This window comes from Sphingobacterium sp. UBA2480, from assembly GCF_002341965.1.
Lineage (GTDB): Bacteria > Bacteroidota > Bacteroidia > Sphingobacteriales > Sphingobacteriaceae > Sphingobacterium > Sphingobacterium multivorum.
Genome location: NZ_DDPA01000007.1, coordinates 620248 through 646527, shown reverse-complemented (window position 1 = coordinate 646527; position 26280 = coordinate 620248). Strand labels below are relative to the sequence as shown.

General features: G+C 40.8%; 13 protein-coding genes. 3 read left to right on the top strand and 10 right to left on the bottom strand.

Annotation, left to right across the window (positions count from 1 at the left end; all coding sequences use genetic code 11):
- Window positions 1-6 precede the first annotated feature (6 nt).
- The 5 genes from B3600_RS15885 to B3600_RS15865 form a co-directional block, all read right to left on the bottom strand.
- Window positions 7-3465: a TonB-dependent receptor gene (locus B3600_RS15885; protein WP_286753646.1), complete on the bottom strand. Its 3459-nt coding sequence runs from the start codon at window positions 3463-3465 to the stop codon at window positions 7-9.
- A 138-nt stretch (window positions 3466-3603) separates the two neighbouring features.
- Complete coding sequence (locus B3600_RS15880) at window positions 3604-4701, bottom strand: FecR family protein (RefSeq protein ID WP_286753645.1); 1098 nt, start codon at window positions 4699-4701, stop codon at window positions 3604-3606.
- Window positions 4702-4770: 69 nt separating this feature from the next.
- The gene (locus tag B3600_RS15875; RefSeq protein WP_286753644.1) at window positions 4771-5349 is read right to left on the bottom strand and encodes an RNA polymerase sigma factor; all 579 of its coding nucleotides are present in this window, start codon (window positions 5347-5349) and stop codon (window positions 4771-4773) included.
- 130 nt (window positions 5350-5479) lie between these two features.
- Window positions 5480-7906: a hypothetical protein gene (locus B3600_RS15870; protein WP_286753643.1), complete on the bottom strand. Its 2427-nt coding sequence runs from the start codon at window positions 7904-7906 to the stop codon at window positions 5480-5482.
- 57 nt (window positions 7907-7963) lie between these two features.
- Window positions 7964-9961: a DUF5054 domain-containing protein gene (locus B3600_RS15865; protein ID WP_286753642.1), complete on the bottom strand. Its 1998-nt coding sequence runs from the start codon at window positions 9959-9961 to the stop codon at window positions 7964-7966.
- Window positions 9962-10169: 208 nt separating this feature from the next.
- Here B3600_RS15865 and B3600_RS15860 point away from each other — a divergent pair, with 208 nt between their 5' ends.
- Window positions 10170-12365: a hypothetical protein gene (locus B3600_RS15860; RefSeq protein ID WP_286753641.1), complete on the top strand. Its 2196-nt coding sequence runs from the start codon at window positions 10170-10172 to the stop codon at window positions 12363-12365.
- A 122-nt stretch (window positions 12366-12487) separates the two neighbouring features.
- Here the strand turns inward: B3600_RS15860 and B3600_RS15855 are convergent, their stop codons facing one another.
- The 5 genes from B3600_RS15855 to B3600_RS15835 all read right to left on the bottom strand — a co-directional run bounded on the left by B3600_RS15855 (window position 12488) and on the right by B3600_RS15835 (window position 23716).
- Window positions 12488-14353: a RagB/SusD family nutrient uptake outer membrane protein gene (locus tag B3600_RS15855; protein ID WP_286753640.1), complete on the bottom strand. Its 1866-nt coding sequence runs from the start codon at window positions 14351-14353 to the stop codon at window positions 12488-12490.
- A gap of 24 nt (window positions 14354-14377) precedes the next feature.
- Window positions 14378-17539, bottom strand: coding sequence for a SusC/RagA family TonB-linked outer membrane protein (locus tag B3600_RS15850; RefSeq protein WP_286753639.1), 3162 nt, complete (start codon window positions 17537-17539; stop codon window positions 14378-14380).
- Between the two features lie 222 nt (window positions 17540-17761).
- Entirely contained in the window at window positions 17762-18610 is an 849-nt protein-coding gene (locus tag B3600_RS15845) for a metallophosphoesterase family protein (RefSeq protein WP_286753638.1), read from the bottom strand.
- 23 nt (window positions 18611-18633) lie between these two features.
- The gene (locus tag B3600_RS15840) at window positions 18634-20442 is read right to left on the bottom strand and encodes a RagB/SusD family nutrient uptake outer membrane protein (RefSeq protein ID WP_286753637.1); all 1809 of its coding nucleotides are present in this window, start codon (window positions 20440-20442) and stop codon (window positions 18634-18636) included.
- Between the two features lie 19 nt (window positions 20443-20461).
- On the bottom strand, window positions 20462-23716 hold the full coding sequence (locus B3600_RS15835; RefSeq protein ID WP_286753636.1) for a SusC/RagA family TonB-linked outer membrane protein: 3255 nt from the start codon (window positions 23714-23716) through the stop codon (window positions 20462-20464).
- Between the two features lie 899 nt (window positions 23717-24615).
- Here B3600_RS15835 and B3600_RS15830 point away from each other — a divergent pair.
- Both B3600_RS15830 and B3600_RS15825 read left to right on the top strand, forming a co-directional pair.
- Window positions 24616-25191: a Crp/Fnr family transcriptional regulator gene (locus tag B3600_RS15830; protein ID WP_070568033.1), complete on the top strand. Its 576-nt coding sequence runs from the start codon at window positions 24616-24618 to the stop codon at window positions 25189-25191.
- A 132-nt stretch (window positions 25192-25323) separates the two neighbouring features.
- Window positions 25324-26022 carry a type 1 glutamine amidotransferase domain-containing protein gene (locus B3600_RS15825; protein WP_286753635.1) on the top strand — a complete coding sequence of 233 codons (699 nt, stop codon included), beginning with the start codon at window positions 25324-25326 and terminating at the stop codon, window positions 26020-26022.
- Window positions 26023-26280 lie beyond the last annotated feature (258 nt).

Genomic DNA, 26280 nt, shown 5'->3' with positions numbered 1-26280 from the left:
AAGGTATCATTTATTAAAATTCACCTGTATGCCCACATTGGCTACGCGCTGTGTTGGATACCCCAACCCATTGCCTCCCCCCTGCTCTGGATCCCAATATTTAAATTCGGAAAACGTCAATAGATTCGATCCACGAAGGTAGATGCGGAACATCCGGTGGTTGTATCCGATCTCGGCATTTTTTAGCTTGATAAAAGCTCCATCACGCAACCAGTAAGTAGAGGCTACCGTATTGTTGCGGTTATCCATCTTGCTTAAACGTGGATATTTCGCATAAATATTGGGATTAGCACCTTCACTCCAGTAATCATCAGCAATAAACTGTAACACATTTCTCGTACCGTCCGTACCAAAGGGATGGAATCCGCTCATCACGATAGAAGCGTTCGCAACTCCTTGAAAGAAAAAAGAAAAATCAAATTTCTTATACCGGAAAGACGGACCAAAACCGTAGACAATCTCTGGAATTTCTGGACTTCCTACATATTGACGGTCATTCGCATCGATTACGTTGTCAAATTCTCCATTGACATCAGCCACATTATGGTATTTGATATCCCCTCCACGAATGAATCCGCCGATATTCTGCGTTGGACTATTTTTAACTTCCGTATCATCAATAAATAAACGGTCAGCAAGGTATAATAATGGAGTCGAAGTGGAATGGCCTACACGCGATAAATTAGGGTACTTGGCAAACGACGGCTCATCATATTCAAGAATTACGTTCTTGGCATAGGTAAACGTACCTTTGATACTTGCCGAAAAATCACTTGAAATTTGCTTTGCATAGTCAATCGAAAGATCAAATCCCTTGTTTTTGACACGCCCCAAGTTACCATATACCTTTGTTGTCAGATCTATCCATTTATCTTTGGGACTAATTCCCACAAATTCTGGAATACTCCTTCTTTCCATAAAGATATTTCGACGAATTTCACGGAAAAAGTCAACCGTAACGTTTAGGCTATTTTTGATACTTAAATCCATCCCTAAATTGATCTTTTCACCTATCTCCCAGGTGATATTAGGATTAGCAAAACGCAAATATTTGGGTCCATTTTTAGTGATATTCTGGTCTCTTCCTGTTGTATACCCTAAGTCTCCATTTTCCAAAGCGATGTCGGATAGGTACAAATAACGATCACCACTGATCTGATCATTCCCGACCAAGCCCCAAGATCCTCTAATTTTCAAATTGGTCACTGTCTCCGCCCATCGCTTGAAATAATCTTCCTTACTAATGACATATCCCAATCCGACCGATGGAAAAAATCCAAAACGGTGACCTTTGGCAAAATTCTCCGTTCCATTGTAACCAAAGTTTACTTCCCCTAAGTATTTGCTATCGTAACCATAAGTCACCCTTCCCGCAATTCCCTGTTTACGTTTTGGTAGGGATTGAATAAGCCCCGAAGGACTATTTACATTGTACTCTTCTTGATTATAGAGAAGCATACCTGTCACATTGTGGTATGTACCAAAAGTACGATCATAGTTCAACATACCTTGGATATAGATTTGTCGATCTCCTGTTGAACTATTGTCTGTATTCAGTGTGGTGACCTGCTCGGCCCCTACGCGACGTAATTCATACTGTGTTATAGCTGACCTATCAGGATTCCAGCTATATTTAGCAAGTTCAAATTGATTATATCCTCCGGAACGGGACGTATTTGTCGAGCTCCAGTTTTTGAAGGAAAATAATGCACTGGCAGAGAGTCCTTCCGTAAAAAAGTTAAGCTTCTGATTCAGTTCAACTTGTCCAGTCACTGTACTTTGGAAATTGTCACTGTATCCACGTACCATTTCCGCATAGGGGTTACGGTAGCCATTATTATATGCACCACCACTTTTCCCGCCCCATTTGATGTAACTATATTCGGGATCATTGGGATAGCGAATCGGAAAATCAACGGGGTTGGCTTCCATGACCAAACCAAATACATCACTTGCACCCATGTGCGGGCCATGATAGTCGCGTAGTTGCGCATTCAATTTGACGGTAGCTTTCGTCGTTGGTGTCAGATAAACATTGATATTATTCTGTAGGACATAACGGCTTATTTTAAGGTTATTATCATAAGAAAAGTCCTTCACATCTCGCAACATTCCTGTCTCCCTATTATAGGATACGTTGCTAAAATAGTCCATTTTCTTACCACCACCGCGCACGCTGAAATTTACGTTTTGATTTATTGCTCCTTTTCTAAATAATTCATCATACCAGTTGACATCGGGAAAAACATAAGGATCTATTTTCCGTGCTGTACCATCAATTTTATCTTCTGGGTATAAAATTTCGCCTGTTTTTCTTGTTGTAACGGCCTCATTAAACATTTCCATGTATTTGACTCCATTCACAAACTGGGGTACCGTCGTTGGGGAGGTAAACGATGTCTCAAATCGACCATTGATAATTGGCTTATCAAGATCCCGACCTGATTTGGTCGTGACGATCATCACCCCATTAGCCCCACGAGTTCCATATAGTGCTGTAGCCGTTGCATCCTTTAAAATGGAGAAACTTTCAATTACTTCTGGATCTAATACATTTAAATCTGTCGCAGATGCCTGTACACCATCAATAACGATTAATGGCGACGTCATTCCACTAAAGGTAGAGATTCCCCTGATCCAAAAATCCGCTCCATCTGCCCCTGGTTCACCAGAACGTTGCACAGCAACAACACCAGCCAATCGTCCTGCAAATCCCGTAGAAAGATTCGAACTCGGAACGCGCAGGTCATCTACTTTCACTGTTTGCACAGCACCGACAATACTCGCTTTTTTCTGCGTTCCGTAACCAACAACGACAACTTCGCCGAGGTCCCCTACCTTTTCATTAAGCGTAATGGTATAATTATTGTTTTTTCCAACTGTCAATACGTATTGTGCATAACCGATAAGGTCAAACTGAATTTGGTCTCCCTCCTTAGCCTGAATTTCAAATTCCCCTTTTCCATTTGTAGCCGTAGCAGAACCATTGTGTACTTTAACCGTAACTCCGATGAGTTTATTACCTTTTGCATCGACAACATTACCCGTTACTTTCCGCTGTTGTTCTTCCAGCTTTTCGACAATGGGGCGAACAGGGATGATATGATCACCTTTTTCGACAATAACCCGAGTTCCGCGAATGACATAACGTAAACCATTTGCAGCCAACACCCGTTCTAGCGCCTGCTCCAATGAAGCATTCTCCAACTGAACAGTGACCCGTTCGTTCGGCTTAAGGTCTTTTTCTAAATACAAAAAATGATAGCCCGACTGCTTGCTGATCTTGGCAATAATTTCTTTCAAGGTAGATGTCTTTGAATTAATGCTGATCCGTTGCCCAAACACATTGGCATTCACCTGACTACTCATTAATAGAATAATAAGAAAGGTAAATTTGGTCATAATGAAATACTTAATTAGGGCATAATCATACCAATAGAAATATGCCGTATATTTTTTATACATTTGATTTAGATTTAAATAGTAATTAATTGGTATTTAATGCATTTAGATCGATGCTTAGGCATTCCGACCAGAAGTGCTTCCAACACTTCTGGTTTACCTGATTTTGATCGATCTGAGGTCTAGGGTTTAGTTTTTATATCAATTGATAATCTGTACCTCCTTTCTGTTTATTTTGAATTTAACACCGCTCAGTATTGTCAGATCTTTCAAAAAATCAATTAGGGGGACATTTTTAGGGAATGTACCACCTATCTTTTTGTTCCTAACTGGCGAATTAGATACTACAGATATATTGTACCAGCGAGATACGGTCTTCATCACATCCACAAGTTCCATGTTATCAAATACGAAATATCCTTCTTTCCAAGCCAGCAAATTGTCCGTATCAAACGCTTGCGATCTTACTTCTTTTCCTTTAGTATCAGCTATGACTTCAAGCCCAGGAGTCAATTTATAGGCATTATGATCCATATAAAAAGTCACGACTCCTTCCATCAGGGAGGTTTTTACCAGATTTTCTTCAGCAAAAGCCTGCACATTAAATTTTGTTCCCGTGACTTTCACTTCCGTACCGCCCGCGATCACACGGAATGGGTGTTTTTTATCCGAGCTAACTTCAAAGTATCCCTCGCCATCCAAGGCCACCGTCCTTACAGTTTGCTTTGTAAATGTCGTTGGGAATTTAAAGGTCGCACCAGCATTCAGCCATACTTTTGTGCCGTCTTCAAGGGTTAAGTCAAACTGTTTTTGACTTGGCACTTTAATAGTCACGCTATCGGCAATCAGGTCTGCCGTATTTTGTAATGCTAATTTTTCCTTTACATCCGCAAAAGAAGCCGAAGCGCCCAACTGTAATTGCTTGCCATCTGGCCCAATCAGTAAAACCTCATCACTGACGTAGTGTTTTGCTTGGGCAATAGGATAATAGGTTATTGGCTGAATTTGGCTTAAATAAAGGTAAAGGAAGATAAAGAAACAGGCCAAAGCCGCCGCTATAGCTGCTGCAACAGGGATATTGATCCATCTTACTCGTGCTTTTGCCTTACCTTGCGCTTCAATCCCCGCTTTAATCCGGGCTTTCATCGCTTCCCGATGGGCATTATCCTTCCAGTCCCAGGCATCTCCAACAGGATATTTCAAGATTAAGTGCTCCAGCTTTTTTGTTTCCTTCGCAGAAAGACGCCCTGCGGCATAGTCAGCTAGAACTTTTTTAAGTTGTTCATCTTTACGCATCATCTCTTTTCTCAGATTTTTTAGGTCTATATAGAAAAGAGCCTTAAGTGTAGGTTAGGTAGTAGAAAAAAATTAAAAAAATAAATCGGTAAGCAAAATGGCCAAAAGTAGCGGTTCATATTCCTTATCCACCTTCAAACGAATAAGCTTCAACGCGTTACTAATCTGCTTTTTAACTGTCTTATCCGATATATTTAATTTTTTTGCGATTTCCGAATAAGACATATCCGCATGGCGGCTAAGAATAAAAATTTCCTTCATTTTATGGGGCAACTTATCGATTTCCTTCTCGATCAGATCATCCAGTTCCTTAAACACGATCCATTCCTCAATGAAGGAAGAGGCTTCTTTGTATTGGTTGGCGTAAAAGTCACGATAGCTATCGCTGACAAGTTTCCGTCTCAATTTTTTAAATGCCAGATTTCGACTCATGATAAAAAGAAAAGATTTAACCGATTTGATCTCGGGAATCTTTTCTTTCATTTCAAGAAGATCCAAAAATGTTTGTTGCACCACATCCGCAGCTTCATCTTCATCCAGAAGAATGCGCATCATCTGTTTGAACAGACTTTCCCAATACTCCTGATAGAGTACTGCGATATCAAACTCGAAAGTTGATTCGGCATTATCGAAGATGGTAAATCGGCGCATGCTGCGAATGGAATTTTTATTGGTTACAGCACAATCTTAGCAAACAAAATTTTCATTTCAAAATCAATTTTCATATTTTTTATTAGGATCTCTCCAATATTACTACGTTACTTCCACTCAATGCCCCATTCTATTTTCCCAAATTCAGCACCTCTCCTTTCATCCGCGTATTGTATCGTACAATTACTTCTGGCTTATCATCGCCATTACTGTCACAAGAAAATGCTACTGCGGAACCACCTTTTGGCAGCATGGCAGTCCCTTGTACAGTCAGATCAGCAATGAAACCATAATTTTTGTCTGTCAATAGTGCTTTTCCTTTATGGTCCAATAGGATATATTGGTCCTTTTCTAATTTCCCTAAGATTTTAACAATCCCTTTATCGGTTTTAAAAGATGGATTTTCGATGATACCGTCACCTTCTACTTTTATCCGTAAGGCAAATGAGCTCTCTTCCGGAGACTCCCAAGACCAGTCTGCTCCACCAGGTTGTCCCGGCTGCATCGAAGATAGGTCGCAATGGAACCTTTTAGACACATATAAAGGATACAACATGAATTTGGTCTCATCTATCTTTTCCAAATGCCATTCGGTCTTTGGATCCTTCAACCTGAGCTTTTGTTCGGCTGTAAATACATCGGCAAGCCGCAATTGATCCCAATTTTTCATACTTTCCAGAAGCTGATCGATCTGTCCATGTTGCTGTAAAGTCTTCATATCAATACTCATGGCATATCCAGAATCAAAACCTGCAGATTCGGAGAGTGCCCATTCGAGATCTTCTAGGGAAGTAGCTTCAAATTTACGATCTGCCAAACGTACCAAAAACCAGCCAAGCATGCGCGGAAACAGGTTCCGCTGAAAGTAAGCCTGATTTTTGATCCGATTTTCCACCTGTCCTGCACGCATCTCCTCTCCCCAGGGCTCGCCCCAGTTCATCCGGGTGTGAATATGCCATAGATAATGATCGAGACGACTAGCATCATTGATGATATCCGTCTTATTCGCAAGGCCTTGATAAAAATCAGAAACGAATTTGCCCGTTGCATAGTAATCCTGTCCTGTATACATACAGCCTTCAAGACCATCAAATGAAATCTGCTTCACCCCCGTTTTATTAAAAATGGCCGCTAATCTGTTGGCGTACTCATCCTGAAGTGTTAAATCTGGGAATAAAGTCTTATAGGGATAGTCCCACAATTTATAAACGACTTTTTCTACTCCATGACTTGCCTTATGGGTACCGAATGCACCTCGCACGCAATTTGTCAATACCCATTGTTCGCCATTCTTTTCGGCCTTAGCATAGGTGATCAGTTCGTCTTCGATCTGGAGTGTATTGAGTGTCAAAGGCAGCGAAAATAACTCACTATGCTGAACTATAATCTGCTGTTGGCTATCATCCAGAGCAGCCGTAAGCTTTAATTCGCCTTGTTTAAGCAAATGCTTACTTGGGACTGGTGTCACATAAGGATCGTTTGTTGTCGTAAAATTAGAAAGTGTGTGTATACCGATATGGATTCCCCGCTGTGCAGCCCTATCGACTAACTTCTTCATACCCGCATCGGATTCTGTACTCAATTCTTTGCGCCATTCAAAATGCCCCCAGTTCAGGAAGGGATCAGGATGGTAGAGATTTTTAAATCCCGCACGTTTTGTTTTTTCCAGTGCAAAATCCAGATTTGCCGCAGAGAAATTGGTGATCAGATAGGAGCCCATAGCATTACGAGATACCTTAGCCCATTCACCTGCAATCATTGGATGGGGCAAGCCCTGCTCCACTTCAACTTTTCCTATCCGTGACAATATCTGACTTTTTTTATCTCCGAAAAGTGCAACTTTGGCCCCTACAATTAAGCCATCGGCGCCTTCAACAGGCAAAGTCACCATATGATTTAGGCCTTTGACATTTTGCACTTCTTTGGTACTTCGATTCTTTGCAGACAACTGAAACACAGCTCCGTTCCCAGCATCTACTGCTGCAAAATGACCAAAGGAAATACTGGCCACTGAAAGATTGCTGTTCTGTCCTTGGTAGCCAAATTTTGTACTGTAAGCCCCAACATAATCTTCTGGAATACCTGCTACAGTTTTAACATGTAATGCCTGCATACCGAATGCAAGATCCTCCCCTTGGGCCACACCAACCACTTCTCCCACCACTTCATGAAGCTTGATCTTAACCGGCCCAAACACCAACAACTTATAGGCAGGCGATAACTTGAGGACTTCATATGTTATGGCTTCCTTTTGTTGGCCCACCTTCAGTTCCACAGCTTGTCCATCTTCCATTGTGAGCGAAAAGCGATCACCATTGACCTTTAGTGCTTTCGGTTGTATAATTTTATTGTCTTTATAGACAGATACGATCGGGTATTTACCAGCCTCCAAAAGCTCTTTACCAGCTACCTTAATGGAGGTATAGAATCCCTTTTGGTCAACATTTACGTGTGTTAACGTCGTTTTTAGGTCTTGCGCCATTGCAGGATTGCCAAATCCTGTCATCATCAGGCCAGCTATCAACGTAATATTTTTCAGCGTATCTAATTTATTCATATGTAAGTAATCATCTTTGTGTTTATTTCAATTGGACGAGGCTCCTATAGCAGTCGATTAGTTGTTCGGTATCAGTTCAACATCGAACCTATAATTCACTGTTCCACCAAACCACATGCTAAAGTTTGTTCCCCAAACATTGTTATATAGACAAAAGTGTAGCCCTCCACGTAAATCAGGTTGCTCTGTGGAATAATTCAACAAATCACGTTTGCCGATTGCCACCAGTAGGGCATCTTTGCTACGGATACGAATTTTACCGGCATCCGTTACAATATCCACGTAGTGATCTAATCCATGCATCTGTCTATTCCCGCCTTCAACAACATCCAGTACACGGACAGGCTGGCCTACTTTCTCAACGAGCATGTCCACTACTCCTTCTGGATAGAAGCTTAACCAATAGGCTTCCGGGAGACGGTTGGCAGGTTTATCCACCAAAGTATAATTCAGTTCGATATGTTTTGTTTTCTCATTGAAATGATAACTGCTATAGATTTGTTTAGGAAGAACCTGCTGTTCAACTTTCCCAGCCCCAGTTAAAGCCAATTGGCCATATAACTCATTTTTGGCTTTATTATAGACTGATTTTTGAAGGGTAGCCACTAAGCTGCGGCTTTCGGCCATATCTGGAGTCAGCCCTGGTTTTCCAAAATCCCGAATTGCCCAATCCACTTTTTGGGTGATATAAGAATCCCTGAAACGTTCAAAATCTCCTGCCGAAAAACTCTGATAACTGAGCTCTCCCATTTTCATCCGAAAACCTCTTTTATTGAGTTGGAACGATCCGTCTTTTGAAAATTGCTGTGACGCATCCACGCCTTCAAAAGTAGGTTTAGGGACTAATGCCAATTGCCGTAAAACATTTTCGGCCTCTGCACGCAGGTCTTTAGGCAGATATTGCAACGATTGATTGATATGGGCTTCCTTTTCGGTCCATGATGCTTGCATCTTTTTAAACGCTGGTAAATTCAAGGCGGCTTGAAAATCAGTAAAACGATAAGTATCCCAATGTTGAAGATGTGTCTTTACATCCAATCCCCAGGTATGTTCTGCGACCAACCCCAATTTAATCGCGAATCGAATAGCAGCATCGCTATTTGGATTGATACGTCCATCTTTCACCCAGGTTTCATAACATCTGGCCAATGCCCTAAACCGGGCCATCATCAGGGGAGAACTACCGAAACCATGTATCCAGGTATCACCAATCTCTTGTGTCACCATTGGCAGTTTATCCTTCATGGGGCGCACAACCGCAGCTATATCACTGAGTGTCGAAGCTTGCAGTGTAGCGTTGGGATAGCGTTTCTGAATAGAGGCATAGATTTCTTTGACTTGTTGTAGGGTATGTGGTCCGTGGTTATCCCCGGTGAAAGCAATGACCATAGCGGTCTTTCCATCAGGCAATAGCATATCACTACCGTAATCCTTTTGGTACATCAAGGTCACCTCACTTCCCTCAGGGCTTTTCCAGCGACACAACGCCGGGACGTTAGGAACTTTACTTGCGGGATTCACACCGACCTGCAAAAAATCTATTCCATTCTTTCGAAGCAAGGGAACAATCCCTCTGGTATGTCCGGGAACATCGGTCATCTTTGCGGCGCTTGTTTGTTTACCATACTTCTGATCCAGCTTCCTGGACAATTGCAACATTGTACCAAACAGGGCTTTGTTGAGGGATTCAGATTCTACGGTGTAGGGAATTGCATTCCATACGATATCTCCGCGACGAATTGCAGCCTCCAATTTTGCTTTATTTTCCGGACTTGCCTGTTCCAGATAGGTCGCAATCAACCAAGAACCTGTGGTCCAGACATACCGCTCTTTGGCTCCGGAATTCCGAAGTTCTTCAGCAACAGCAATGGCTTTGGGAATAAATTCGTTCATATAACGCTGCTCTACCACAGAACTAAGTTCGGTAAATCCGATATCGAGATGTGTCTTGAAGATCAGGTGTACCTTTTGTACAGCATCATTCGGTGTCTGTCCAACGGCAAAAAAGGTCGTGAGCACAAGGAGACAGGAACAATAAAATTTTCTGCATTTCATGGATTATAGTCGGTTTATCTTTTACCAAATTTCGATTATTTCTTATGAAGACGACCGAACATCGCCTATCCCTAGTCAGGAAATAAGAATAATAGAAAAAAGCAGTCTTTTACCATATTAATTTTAAGGTTTGAACTAGGGATATATGGTATTCAAACGACTTATTATATAGGCTTTAACATCAGAAACATTCCTTGTTTAAATCAATATGAAACGTATTAAAATTTTATTCTTTCTATCGGCTTTTTTTTGTCTTTTAAGTGCCAACGCAGTATCTCGTCCGCTGTACAGATTCAGCACGAAATACATGAGCTTAACCATCGACGACCGCGGTTACATTGTTAACATTATCGGAAAAGCCAATAAAAAAGATTACGCGGTAAAGGGACATGCATCCCCACTCCTTACCCTGGACAAAAATGGTAAAATTTTGTTACCCCAGACCGCGAATTATGAGTCCACAAAAGGAATACTAACGTTGAATTATCCCCATTCCTATAGGGCAGCAGTAAAAATTGACCAGCGCGGCGATTACCTAAAATTTCAATTTCAGTCACTGAACACAGGAGCTGAAATTGACAATATCATATGGGGCCCCTATCAGACCAATATTCATAAAACAATCGGCGAAATTATTTCTGTCGCACGGGACGATGAATACGCCGTCGGGATTATGGCGTTGGATGACAACACAACGAGTGGGCCTCCAGTTGCTGGAGATATGGGCCAAGGTTCTTATATCATCCATAGCCCCGACCCTGTTAAATTTCCGATTCCATCTTCATTGAAAGTAGGGCAACGATTTCGCATCGGCGGCGATGGAATTAATGACGTAGCGTTTTACTCACATCCCGAAGAATACTATCGATTTATGAACGGCAATGGTGCTGAATATATACCGGAATATGGGATTTCGCTCACCTTGCATGCGCGCAATAGACGTAAAAGACAAACCATATTCTTCCCTCACTTCAATGATTTTCCATCGATAAAAGCACCTCGGCATATGGATGTTGAACCCATTCCCGTTGATTTCAGCACATCCGGAATTGCGTTCTACGCATGTCCTGATACAAAAGGATTGGATGTCATCGAGCAGATTGTACGCAAGGAAGGGCTCCCTTATGTGACACGCAATGGAAAATGGGTTCGTCGGCCAGAGAATTTCAAAGTTGACCTCGCCTGGTTCGGCAAGCATGACAGCTTAGTTTCCTATGCCAATCAACTCAATCTGAAGGCGGTACAGGATGAAGGTTTAGGCGAGTATTATGTTAATCCAGCGGACCGCTGGGCTGGTAAAAAAGTGATCTTAGACGACAAAAAACAGCCTATTACTGCACTAACAGCACAAACCAATCCGCAAGGGATCGCCTATGGTCTGCATACGCTAACGGAATTTATCCAATCCCATAGCAGCGACGTGCATCCTTATGCCAATGACAGCCTTTGCACCGTACTAAAGACCATATTGGCCGCAAATATTGGCCCTAATGATAGCTCAATTATAGTCAAAGACACCTCCTACCTCAATGAGCACGGTGGTTGGGATGATAATGGTACCAACGTACTAAAAATCGGTAAAGAGCTACTGAAATATAAAGGATTAACACGAAAAGCGCCTTTTATGCTGACCGGAGTAGAGCGTGGAGCCTTCAAAACCATTGCCACAGCACACCAACAGGGTGATACCGTCGCTAAATTACAAGTGAATTGTTATTCAGGATTTATCCCCGACATGCGACTGCAAGACAAGTATGCTAACTTTTACGCAAAACTGCTTCGCGATGGGGGCATGAACTATATCGACTTTGATGGTTTTGAGAGCTTTGTCTACACAGGACAGGGACAATATGCTTTCAAGCGGTTTATGCGAAAACTTTTCGATGATTTTAAATCTTTGGGAGGAGACTATCTTCAGGTCATGGGATCGTGTGTATTTGAAGGAAACTGGCATTACATGACCACCTGCAATATTGGTGGTGGCGACCACATGTTCAATCCCCGTACCAATAAATGGGGCATTGAAGGAAAAGACATCCGGTATTCGTGGGCTTCCAATTATTTTCCGCCAACTTTCGGCATTCAATCCCTTAAACCTGACTGGACTGTGCAAATGGTCGAAAACCTACAGGCTAAAGCCATTGCTTGGGATGCGACTTATATGTTTGGGATCAGCGAAGATGTTGTTGAAAAAAATCCCCATAAGAAAGAGATTTTCATCACATTCCGGGCATGGGAAAACGCACGTGAAGCAAACGTTTTTTCTCAAAAGCTTAAACTAGAAATGCAGAAAGAGGAAAACCAATACCATTTGGAGCAGGTTGGTACCAAGGCATGGAAACTCTATTTGATACAAAGCGATGGTAGAAAGCAGTTCGTTCAAACTTTAAGAGGTAAGTTTTAATTGAAATTATAAAAAAATAAGGGCTTGTACAACTGACATGTACAAGCCCTTTTATTATTTTGAAATTTGATTTCTATGAGGCGATATTGAACATATTCAAGCTCACAGAAGATAAACAGTTGCTATTGTAATGGGTCGAAGGTTCCACCCCATTCTTTATTTTGCGGCAACTGATCTGGTTCAATCGAAATCTGTGCTGGGTTTAGCGAATTGAACCAATGATTGAGACTAAGCTTATAGGATTGATTCGTAGAGCCCGTTTTATCCAAGTTTTGGATAAGGACGGCTGAGAACTTCGCTCGCACAGCAGCGGTCATAATGTTATCAGTGTTACCAGGTAGTGCCTCACCTTTATTTAACATCAATAATAGTCCTTTTCTCGTATTCTGAGCATTCAAAATATCATAACGTTTCCATCTTCTCAAGTCACTGTATCTAAACCCCTCAAAGGCAAGTTCGACTTGACGTTCATTGATGATTACGTTACGGAGGTCGACTTGCCCAATCGCACTGATTCCATAATTTGCGGCCGATCCGGGAGCAATTCCTGCCCGCTTACGAATAGCATACAATGCGTTTAGAGCTTCATTACTACGCCCTGTCTCGTTTGCCGTTTCAGCAAGATTTAAAAGGAGCTCCGCATAGCGCATTGGTGAAAACCAGCTTTTCGCATTAGCGGCTACTCCAACAAGTGCATTTCTGTCCAATAAAGTATCTAAGCCCTTGCGTTGAAAAAATCCCGTTACACCATTTTCATCCCCATTTTGAACCAATGGTGAAATTCCTGAAAACATATTTACATCTCTAGCCGGGAGCACGGTATTGGGCGATGCAGTCGCCTTCCAGGTCCAGGCTTGCCAATACGTACGCGACCTAGGCGCGGTCATACCAAGCACATTAACATCAGGAGTTGGATATACCGTACCGCCACACCAAATAGTCGCATAAAATCGATCGTCGCGATTGGTATAAAAATCTGTTAAAAATTGCTTATTATAGGCAGGATCTGACAATTGATTTTGATCAAATTGCATTGGGCTACCATCTCTTTTGGGATAAGCAATCAACAGCGGTAATATAGGTTGATCGTTATTTGTACTTCCATTCGTAAATGAGATAGGTCTAATTGGAGCAAAATTCATGTAGTTATCCGGGTAATAATACTGTTTGGTCATAATCTGTTCTTTGTTTCGTGAATACCAGATTAACCTATAATTTTCAAACAAGCCAAACCCTCCGGCATCTGCCGCCTGTACTGCCGCCTTAGCCGCGTTATAGGCGTTGGTCCATCTCCCTTGATCATTTGTCGCATTAAATAATGGGCTAGCATACCATAAAAGGATTCTTGCTTTAAGACCTAACGCTGCAGCACGATTAATTCTACCATAGTCGGCACCACTATAATTTGGAGGTAGGGCAATAGCAGCCTCATCTAAATCCTTTATTATCTGTGCGACACATTCAGAGGTCTTACTACGTGGAACTCGCAGTGAATTGATATCACTTCCATCCTGTGTGTGTAAGATCAACGGTACTCCTCCAATTGAACTGACCATATCCCAGTATTTCCAGGCACGCCAAAATTTAGCTTCGCCAATAAGCCTACTTTTGGTGCTCCCACTGATTACGGTCTCCGGTAGATCCACTAATTGATCCATAAAATAATTCGCTTTGTCAATATATGTATAATCCAATCTTGTAAAATTGGTTGCAACATCGACAATTCCTTGTTGAAAACTACCGAGATTACCTCCAGACCCATTGATACCTTCATCTGCGCCCGCACCACTTCCAAGAGGCCAATTTGGCATAAGGCCACCATATATATCGTTCAAGTACGCCTTGATCAATACCGAATCTGTCCAGACATTTTTTGGATTTATAGCACCCGTATTCTCATAGTCCAGTCCTTTTGTACAAGATGAAGCTCCTAATACAATAAGTAGAACCCCATAAAAAGCCAACTTAAATTTATTTATATATTTCATTTTAATTTCCTTTAATGTTAAGATTTAGAATGTTACACTGACTCCAGCATTGAATGATTTAACAATCGGGAATGAAGTCCCCCCATCCATCTCAGGATCATAGAATTTCTTATTGAATTTACTGATCACGAATAGGTTAGAACCCGACACATAAAACCGGATTTTATCCGCGTACTTTTTATACCAATGTTGTGGAAGGTTGTAGGCAATATTCAAAAATTTCAAACGGACAAAACTGGCATCAGCCAACCAAAAATTACTTCCACTTGTGTTAACAGTCCTTACATCATCATTTGCACTATAGCGATAGGGCAACCAAGCGCCAGTATTTTCAGGACTCCAAGATTCATTCGCCCAAGGACGCCACATCCTGTTCCATTCTACACCGCCACTCAAATTATTAAACGACTTTTTATACCCCAATGAACCGTTAAAGTTGGCTGTAATACTTAAGCCTTTCCAATCCGCGCCTAGGTTTAGTCCAAAGACTTTAGGATTATTGCTTTTATTCAATACCGTGATATCATTCTCATTAATGGTATTATCACCATTAAAATCTTTGTAGGCAAATTGTCCAGGTTTAGGCGCATTACCCTTAAAATTATATCCTGGATGAGCAGCCAACAACGCGTCAACATCGGCCTGTGTCCGAAGCATGTGATCTACCGTATAACCTGTAATCATATTTGCCGACCGACCGTTACCGATCAAATTCTGATAGTCATAAGTTATATTTAAGTCTCGTATTGTATACCATGAATCACCATACGTAAAGTTTAAACCAACATTATAATTCAAATCTCCTGTCCTGTTAAAATAGTTTAAACTAAGGTCTACACCATTCGCTTTCATTTCTCCATAATTGACTGATGGTAGCGGTCGGCTGAATGTTGGTGGAGTAGACTGGATTCTCGTGCTTAAAATATCATAGGTACGCGTAGCCCAATATTCAGCTGTAGCATTGAAATGTTTCAAGAAACTAATATCAACACCGAAATTTTTGTTCAGATATTTCTCCCAGGTAATATCTACATTTGGCAGAACATCATATCTTATGCCTGGATTAAGTGTCGGAGTTTCACCGAAAAAAGCACTGTTTCCAGTTACATATTTATCTTCATATTGCCAACGTTTGGCATTTGCATCATCTCTTCCTCCATTTGGATCAATTGCGACGAAATCATTACCTGTCAACCCGACCGATGCTCTTACTTTCAACGATTCAATGCCATTTACATGACTAAAGAAATTTTCTTTAGAAATCACCCAAGCTGCAGAAACAGAAGGGAAAAATCCCCAGCGTTTATCTTTTGGAAAATTGGCCGAACCATCATAACGATAGGCAAAATTAGCGACATACTTATCTGCATAATCGTAGGCAAATTGTCCGATATAGGATTTACGTCCCACTGTCGGCAGAAAGCCATACGTGTTACTAATGCTCTTGGTAGGAGTACCATTTACAACTCCCGATCCCCCTGTAGAAGCCCACCATTGATCCGTCATATAGATTGGAAAACCATTGATGCTTGCATTTATACCATCATAGCTTCTTTCCTGACGTTCGTAAACCAAAGCCGCATTCACATGATGTTTTCCAAAATCTCTTTCAAAATTCAGTTGCAAATTTGTCTGTTCCTCTTGATTCCAGGAAGCTAGCTTCTGTATACTTGGAGTGTGATAAGTAAGACGCTGCCCTACGATGGTATTCAAATCCCATATAACAGGTTCTATCTGTGCTAATTGGTAATATGTAAAAGGGTGTGAATATATTTTCTGATTGCTGTTGTTGAAGGTTTTGATGTATCCTACTTTAGCACTTAAGCCTTCAAGAAATGGCATTTTATAGGTTAGATTCAAATTTGCTATCGCTTTCAAACTTTCCGATCTATTGTAGCCGGAGAGACCTTGTGCTTCACCAGATTTATTGGAAATCCAGAAATAATCTACAGGCAAACCGCTTGCCGTGAAGGAAGGCATATAAGGTTGCCATAGTAACAATTTAGGAAACATATCTCCAGACCAGTCGCCTTCAGGCGCATTAAATTTATTATTGTTTAAGCTTAAGCCTGCAAACACAGACAGGTTTTTGGTTAAATTTCCGGTGATATTACTTCTAACATTGTATTTTTTTTCGTTCGTGTTCTTGATAAAAGTTTCTTGATTTACATAAGAAGCTCCGATAAAATATTGGAGTTTGTCAGTACCGCCTGTCGCGCTTAAGTTATGCGTGGTGGTAGAAGGATTTACATAGACATCTTTTAAGTGGTCAAAACCATATCCCACACCGCCACCAAAATCTGTATCTTTAAAATAAGCTTTTGCAGTTTCAGTCCAAGGCGTATTTGCTGGTCCTCCTGCCTCACCCCAGATTCTGTTTTGGATCTGTCCCCACTCCATAATATTGGTTAGTTCCATATTTTTCCCACGGACATCCTTTCCCGTATTGACAGAATAATTGATCGCTACTCGTCCAGCTTTACCACGCTTGGTCGTAACCAAGACAACCCCTGCACCTGCACGGGCACCGTATGCTGCTGTTGTGGCAGCATCTTTTAAAATAGAGATTTCTTCAATTTCATTGGGACTTAGATTATTGAACTCAGCGGCATCAATGGTTACTTTCCCATCAATAACGTAAAGGGTTGGTGAAGCGTTCCATGAACTGGCTGTTCTAATTTTGATGTTCGGTTGTTCTCCAGGCTTACCACTCGGTGTCGATACATATAAGCCGGCCATACGTCCTGCCAATAAGTTTCCAACTGATGTCGTTGGAATCTCCACATCTGTTTCCTTAAATTTAACAGAAGCCACCGATCCTGACAGAAGTCCTTTCTTTTGGGTTGTGTAACCAACAACTACCGTCTCATTTAACTCAATAGTAGATGCAACCATTTCAATAACAACACCTTGTTTAGCGGTTGTAATCAACTCTTTATAGCCGAGCATGGTTGTTTTGAGATTGGAACCATCCTTTACAGCAATGGTAAACTTACCGCTAGCATCCGTTTTAACCGAATTATTACCCTTCCCAACATGGGTAATAGTAGCACCAACAAGCGGAACTTTTGATTGAGAATCGACTACAGTACCCGATATCTTAACCTGAGAAAAAACAGAATAGGACTGTAATAACATGAAGACAATTCCGAGCAGCCGTAGATGCTTTTTGAAGATTTCTTTCATAATTTTTAGTTTTTGGTTTTATTGGTCCATATTTTATAATATGCCCATTAAGAACAAATAACGGCCGAATCGATCTTCTAAACCACGCTAATCTTAGCAAAGACCTATGTTTTTTTTACCTCTAAACGACTGCTTTAGGAACAACAAATACAAAAAACGCCCGCCACACATTGAAGTGGGCGGGCGATCCTTTTAAACTACCTACCTAATATGATCATCTTTTTATTTCCCTTTCACCGTCCAGCCGTAATCAATGTATTCCCATTTAAACTGGTCGCCGTTGATATCAACCTTTAAGTATCCTTCCTGAGTACCGTTGAAGGCTCCGCCCCACCAACTCGCACATATCGCTCCTGCAGTAATGAACTGTACACCTTTCACCTTGATTTCTTCATAGAGATGCTGGTGTCCTTGTAAAACAAGCTTCAGATTGTGACCCGCAAATAGATCCAAAATCGCTTTTTGGTTGGTAAATGTATCTGCATCCGTATAGTGTCCATCCAATACAGGATAATACAAAGACAAGAACGGTACGTGTGCAACAACAACAATAGGTTGCGTTTTTGGCGTTTCAGCAAGTACCTGCTTCAACCAAGCTTGTTGCTCCTCGCTCACACAATACTTACCATTACATACCTCTGTAGAGTTTAACACAATAAAACGCCAACCTTTATGCACAAAACTATGGTAACTCTTTCCAAAAACAGATTCGAAAAGTCCAGCCCCATCTTTTCCGTCATAATGCCAGAAACGATCGTGATTGCCAATGGCATAATACCATTTCAGCTTAGATGCATCCACTTGATCCTTATACTTTTGAAACATGCTCTTCGCTAAAGGCAACTGTTCTGCCTTATAAGCGTCTACATCCACATTGTCGCCACCGTTGAGGACGAAGTCTACTTTTTTGCTTTTGGCATTTTGAATTGCTTTATCAAGACCTTCAAAACAATGTGTTTCTGCACTGGTGTTAAGGTGTAAATCGGTAAAAAACGCGAATGAAAATTTCTGTTGAGCATGTACTAAGACTGTTGTAACGAACAGACTTATCGTTAAAAAAAATGATTTCATGTATATTGTATGTTATTTATATGTTACTTCCAACCAAATACCTGTTTAAGATTTGGATTGAGAATGATCTGTTTCGCTGGAACCGGACGATAATAATACATCGGTTCTACAAATCTACGGACATTGACATCTGTCACCATTGTTCCACCATTGACACCATTTTTAAGATAAACACCGGCATTACCACCAAAATTTCCAATGGTATAGTAGACAAGTGGTACGCCAAGTGAATTCTTTTCTCGATCGGTAGGAATGGTCTGTCCATCAGGAATCAATTTGATATCGGCAACGCCATCCCCTGTCATGTCGTAATTACCCACTCCCGGAAAATACATACCTTCTGGGATACGTTCAAGCAGTTTACCTGCATTCCAGCGCATAAGGTCATCATAACGTGAATTCTCGAAAGCAAACTCCACACGTCGCTCGCGTCTGATTTCAAAAATCACACCTCGGAATGCTCCCTTCACATTCGGGTAATCAGCTGCCAATTTAGGATCAGGGTTTGCATTTGCCACATCCATTTTTAGATCAGGCATCCCTACTCTTCTTCGCAACAGATTAACAGACTTGTCGAGATCAGCTTGTGTCAACGTTCCTAGTTCAGCCTTTGCTTCAGCATACATCAATAGAACCTCAGCGTAACGGTGCACTGGGAAATCAACTCCATTCATAATAATTTGATCGGATGAATTGACATAACCTTTCAACTGATGATAGCCTGAAAAGTTTTTGTTCAGCTTTTGCACATAATTTGATTTATCGGGCTGTCTCAACCATTGCGGATATACCAACGTTTGCATCAGACGAGGATCGCGATTTTCAAATTCCTGAACATACAGTTTCTTATCGTAATTGGGGACATCCGTAAAACGTGAACCATCTTTCATCAAATAAGTCTGTATCAAATCCCGTGAAGGTGACTGTTCATAATCACCAAAAACATAACCGTTAAGCGCCTGCCCCCTATTTTTGTTTTGATCAAAAGCATTCAACAAGATCACCTCTTTATTTTGGGAAAGATCTTGTGATTCAAATAATGCGGCATAGTCCTCGCTCGGCTTGCCGGTAGAATATATACTATATTTATTGGTAGCAATGATTTGTGATGTCGCTTTCTCTACAATATCAAAGTAATTCTTCGCCGTTTTATCCAAATTTAACTCATTGTGATACAACCGATAGGTTCCTTCATGCAATGCAATCTTAGCCTGCATCAACAATACAGCATCTCGACCTGGTGTTCCAAGCGCGACTTGTTCTTTAACATTTTTTGTTGCGAAGTCCAAATCTGCCATGATGCTATCGACAACTAATGTACGAGGCGATTGCCCATCACGTAGAGCTTCGTCACTTGGGGTTAATGTTTTGCTGTACCACGGCACATCCGAATACTGCTTTACCATACCATGGTAAAAAATAGCGCGATAGTAACGTGCCAAACCTGCATAATGGTTTTTAACATCTCCTGCTACATTCGCACGCTGATAGTTTTCTAAGAAGTAGTTTATTGTACGTAAACGTCCCCAAGACCAATCCCCTCCAGCTGTTTCTGACGTTGGCTCTGTTTTGCTGGTCATCATTGTCTTAAGCGTTACGGCGGCTGTTGTCGCCGCATTATCTGAACTCTGATCTCCCACATAAGTCCAACGATCGTTCATACTCAACATCCCATTGATATACAGCGAAAGATCTTCTTCGGTATTAAAGAAAACCTCAGGTGTGATCGAAGTTTGGGGAAAGCGATCCAGAAAATCTTTCTGGCAAGCCGCCATGGTTAATATAAAACCACCGCTTATAAGTCCCAATATTATTTTTGATTTGACATTCATCTCTGTGTACTGCTAATTGTTAAAAATCTAAGTTTAAACCAACGGAAAACTTACGTTGGAATGGATAGGCCCAAGCACTACCATCAGTCCCATTGTTGATTGCTTCGGGATCCACATATTTTTTGATCTGTGAGAATTCAAATAAGTTTTCTCCCGAGAAAAAGATGCGCAAACGTTGAATTTTCCATTTTTCCAACAACTCATGTGGCAAGGTATACCCGAAAGTGATGTTCTTCAAACGTAGATAAGAGCCATTCAACATATACTGCGTATTGGGAATAGCCAATCCTTTTCCATCATTGACATCGGCCAACCAAGATTGTAATACCGGATAACGTGCATCATGATTAGCATCCGCCAATCCTGCATTCAAGTACGCCTGGGAGTGTTTTGCGCGCTCTTCTGGTGTATCACTAGTTTCTCTATAAAAATCCAAGTGCCATGGGTATATATTTGCATAAGGTTGTTGATAAGGTCCCCAGAATAAATAATGCCGCGGATAGAAATCTCGTTTTAAAACTCCTTGCAGAAATACCGAAGCGTCAAATCCACCCCAGTTCATGTTGAGGTTAAAACCGATACGGTAACGATCTGCAGAATTTCCAATTACCTGAAGATCTTTCAAATTCGTTTCAGTCAGCCCTCTTTCAATTTTACCATTTCCGTCGATATCCTTAAATTTTGGCCAACCATTCACAATATTTAAAGCTCCCCAAGGCACTATACCTGATTCATCCAATGCTTTGATTTCATCGGCACTTTTAAACAGTCCATCACCCTGCAAGCCATAAATTGTCCCGAATTCATAGCCATTGAAATATGTCGACAGCAGACGTTCATCGTTTTTGAATTTTGTAATCTTAGCACGGGAATCAGACAAAACAACCTTCGCATCAAAAGAAAAAGGCTTATTGGCTAATTCAAATTGATCCTTATAAGTCACTGAAAGCTCCCAACCCTTTGTACGCAAATCAGCTGCATTCTGCCTTGGTACGCTTGTCCCCAGTACACCTGGAAGCTCCCGTCCGGCGGTCAACATACCGGTTGTATTACGGATGTAATTATCGTAGCCTACAAAAAACTTATCATTGAAGAGCCCCAAATCAGCTCCAAAGTTTAAAGTAGACACATTTTCCCAGGTATATGAGTTTGGATCAATTGTCAGCGGAGGCGCCCCATTCACGACATATTGTTGATTTCCATTAATAAGGTAGCCTGAAAGGCTGGTTCCCATCGTTTGGATATAAGAGAAGTCGCCTACATTTTGATTTCCCAAACTACCGTATGACGCTCTTAACTTTAGATTGGATACTTTCGGTTTTAATGATTCGAAAAAGGATTCATTGCTAACAATCCAAGCCCCTGAAACGGACGGAAAAAATCCCCAGCGACTTGCTTTAGGAAAACGGGAAGAACCGTCGTAACGTCCTGTACCTTCCAAGATATAACGCTCATTAAAAGTATAATTCAATCGTCCAAAATAGCTTCGCGTCGCATAGGAACTATAACCAGCATTGAGTGTCATTTCTCCCGTAGTCAATCCCAAATAAGGTAAAGTAGAAGAAATTAGATTATTTCGGTTGACATAAGTGGATGAATAAATATACTCTTCTTGGTTATACCCCACCATTGCACCAAAATTATGTTTGCCAATTGTTTTGTTGTAATTCGCATATAGATTAAATACCGTATTTTTCATATCGGCTCGGGATTCATTCACATAGCCGGTTCCTCCCTCTTCACGGATATCATTCGGACCAAAACCAATCTTGAATTTTTTAGCATAACCATTGCCTTTGTAGTATTCTCTTTTAACACTTGCATCGCCAGATATTTTTAGATCGCCATTTAAAAATGTGCCTGTCGCATTGAACGTATTTTGGAAACCAAACGTGTCACCATTGCTTTTTCCACCGTCAGATAGACGAGCAGCCAATCGTCCTGCATCCGTATTTGCCCAAGTGCCATCCGGATTTTTCGCAACCTGAATAGGCGTTAAATAATAGATATCGGTTAAACTTGCCGCCGGACTTTCACGATGTGTATTATATAAGCTAGTGTTATTATCCAATTGCAACCATTTGAATGGAGCAATATTAATTCTTCCCCGTAGTCCTTTACGTGTCCAATAGTCGACTGCCAATTTACTTAAACCATTTTCCTTCGTATAGTCACCGGACAAATAATATTTAAAAGGAAGTTCATTCACCTTCGCTCCACCCGAAAAAGTCAAATTGTAGGACTGCGAATGTGCTGCGTTGTTTAGAAAGTACTTATTCCAATTGTTGTTTCCCATATAAGCCCAACGCTTTGGATCTTTAGGATCTATACGTACATCTTCTAAACTGGGATTATCAGAACGTTCCTTTGCCCATTGGTAGTGTTCGTCGCTATAATTGACATAGTCCCAAGGGGTATTATTTGTTGATAATTCCAGAAGTTTAGAGAAGATATACGGATCAGTGACTGGATCGGGCATTTCTGTTGGTTTTCCCCAAGCCGAATTTGTATTAAAAGAAACGGATTGTTTTCCTAGTTTTCCCGATTTAGTGGTAATCAAAATTACACCATAGGTCGCTCTGGCACCATAAATTGCTGATGAAGCTGCGTCACGCAAGACCGTGTATGATTCAATATCCGTGGGATTCAAGCGAATTAAATCATTCGCATCAGTAGCTGGGACACCATCAATTACAAACAAAGGTGAGCCACCATTAATGGAAGTCGTTCCACGAATATTAATATTTGGGATTCCCCCAGGTGTACCATTACCATAAGTAATATTTAAGCCAGGGCTTACCCCTTGCAGACCTTGCATCACATTAGAAATAGGCCTAGATTCCAAGACTTTGCCCGATATCTGATCTACTGCACCTGTAAGGTTCTTCTTTTGTTTTGTACCAAAACCAACCACAACAACCTCGTCCAAATTAGCAAGATCATCTTCCAATTGTACGTCCAACTCTTTCTGACCTTGATATAGTATCTCTACGCTTTTATAGCCAACTGAGGTAAATATCAACACTTGTTCTTTTTTGAGTTTATTCAACTCGTAGGTTCCTTTGTTTGATGTTGACATACCCGAATTCGGCCTGCCTTTTATAGAAATCGTTACCCCTCGAATAGGTTCCCCTTTTCGATCCGTTACCTTTCCATGCGTTTCAAGCTCTTGTGCATGAACCACACCCGCAAGACAAACAGCACCAACTATCAGTCCCAGCCGATACCTGAAATTGCGATTCCTCCCTAAGGATTGAAATTGTTGTTTTTTCATAAATATTTATTATTATTAATTGAAGAGCAAAATAAATATACTAATATTAAATTAATATTAATCAAAGGTTATATATTGGTTTAAATTTAGTTTTTTACAGGTTATATTTGATAGGTCCAACCTCGGGTCTACCGTCCTTCATTGAATAGACGACTGAAGGACTGGCATCCCTAATCCGTTTTGTCTATTTTTTTCAATATGTTATGTGATACATAAAAGCGTCCCACGACACTATTCAAAAAAATAGATGAACTATGCTGCATTCGTTTCCCAAAAAAGCTGCCCGGTTATGTGTTGAAGACCGATTTATGATGATTTTAATAGTAGAATTTATAGCCCGGAATACAGGCTTTCAGGACGACAAAAGGTTAAGTAAAAATATCAGGACTTTGTTGTTAAAATTACTTGGAGGTATTCTAGGATCGCGGAGAAGGTGAAAAACAATAAAAAAACACCCGAAAGCATGGGGTACTCCGGGTGTTTTAGCCATATTATTAACCTATTTTATGAAAAGTGCCCTTGAATGGGCAACACTAAAATAGAAAATAACTTTGTATAAACAAAATAAAATTTAAAAAAATCATTTTTTATAAATCACTAAACCGGTTAAACATGGAAATTTAGCAGCACGGCTAAAGGATTTCAAGTCCCCTTTTTGTCTAGGAACAAGTTAAAATCAAATTAATATTATCTTAATATATTATAGGGATATTACAGGGGGTTAACAGGGGTATAACAGGGGGTTAGTAGGGGATTTACCCCTACTAACCCCCTGTTAATACGCTGTAAAAAGATTGTTATTTCCCTATTAATTGGGGATATGAAGGGAACTTGATGCATCCCTTCGCTATCCTTGTGAGATTTTGTTTAATTTTAAATCGATCAAGTAACTGTTAGCTATGACCGAACGTGAAATTCTGAGACAACATATCGACAAGACCGTCCAGTTGAATGACGAACAATTCGACTACTTCTTTTCTTTTTTTAAACCGATCTCCTTTAAAAAGAAACAACAGATTATCAGCATAGGAGATCTGGTCGAACAAGAGTATTTTGTACTAAATGGTTGTTTAAAGACCTTTTTTACCAACGATGAACAAAAGATGCATATCTTACAGTTTGCCACACAGACCTGGTGGGCTTCTGATTATAATGCATTGCATAATCAGAGCAGGGCTACAGTCAATTTAGATTGTGTAAGCGAGGCAGACACGCTCTGCTTATCGAATGCGGACAGGGAAAAAGTATGTAAGGAAATTCACGAAGTTGAAACCTTTTTCAGATGGCGTTCAAATAAAGGATACATTGGGCTGCAAAAAAGAATAATGTCACTGCTGAACAACAATGCGCGGAGCCGCTACGAGGAACTCATGCAGCAATACCCTGAACTCTATAATCTCGTTCCCAAACATTTGATCGCAGCATATCTGGGCGTTTCCCGCGAAACACTAAGCAGGCTATACCAAGCCAAATAATGTGATCTAGATCACAAAAGCAAAACCATTCTCCAAATTGTGATGTATATCACATAGGGCTCCGGCAATTTATCCCCTACTTTGTACTATCGTTTTAAACATATAATTTTTTAACAGACTTGGTTATTTAATATGAAAAAAGACAAATTAAAAGTATTGGTTGTATTGACATCACATGACCAATTGGGTGATACAGGAGAAAAAACAGGTTTTTGGGTGGAGGAATTTGCAGCGCCTTATTATGTTTTACAAGATGCAGGAGTGGACGTCACCATAGCATCTCCAAAAGGAGGGCAACCACCAATCGATCCTAAAAGTGCGCTCCCAGATTTTCAAACAGAAGCAACCAAACGTTTTGATGCAGATAAGGAGCTCCAAACAAAATTGGCAAATAGCTTAGCCTTGGATACGATCAATGAACAGGACTACGATGCGATTTTCTATCCTGGGGGCCATGGTCCTTTGTGGGATTTAACCAACGATAAGACATCCGTTGCATTGATCGAGTCATTTTGGGCCCACAACAAACCTGTCGCCGCCGTATGCCATGCGCCAGCTGTATTTCGCTATGTCAAGGATAGTAATGGTCAGCCACTGGTCAAAGGTAAAAAAGTTACCGGATTTTCAAATAGCGAGGAAGAAGCGGTTCAATTAACGGCTGTTGTTCCCTTTTTAGTAGAAGATGAACTCGTAAAATTGGGTGCACAGTACAGCAAAGGGGAAGATTGGCATAGTTATGTAGTCAAAGATGGCCATCTCATTACCGGGCAAAACCCTGCGTCTTCGGAAGAAACTGCTAAAGCTTTGTTTACTCTATTGAGCAATTCCTAGCAATAAACTAATCAAAAAATAAGTAAGGACTGTTGTCATCGAAACAGTCCTTGCTTATTTTTTGACAAAGCATCAACATCCTCTTCCAATTGAAATCTATCATCCTTGTAACTCTTCAGGATAAGAACTATTTGCAAAATGACTTCAATCTTTGTCTTCAAGTTCAAACAATTCTTCAACACTACGCTCAAGCACATGGGAGATTTTTAACGACCACCAAATTTGCGAGCTGTTCCTGTGAGTAGTTTTTTATTAATC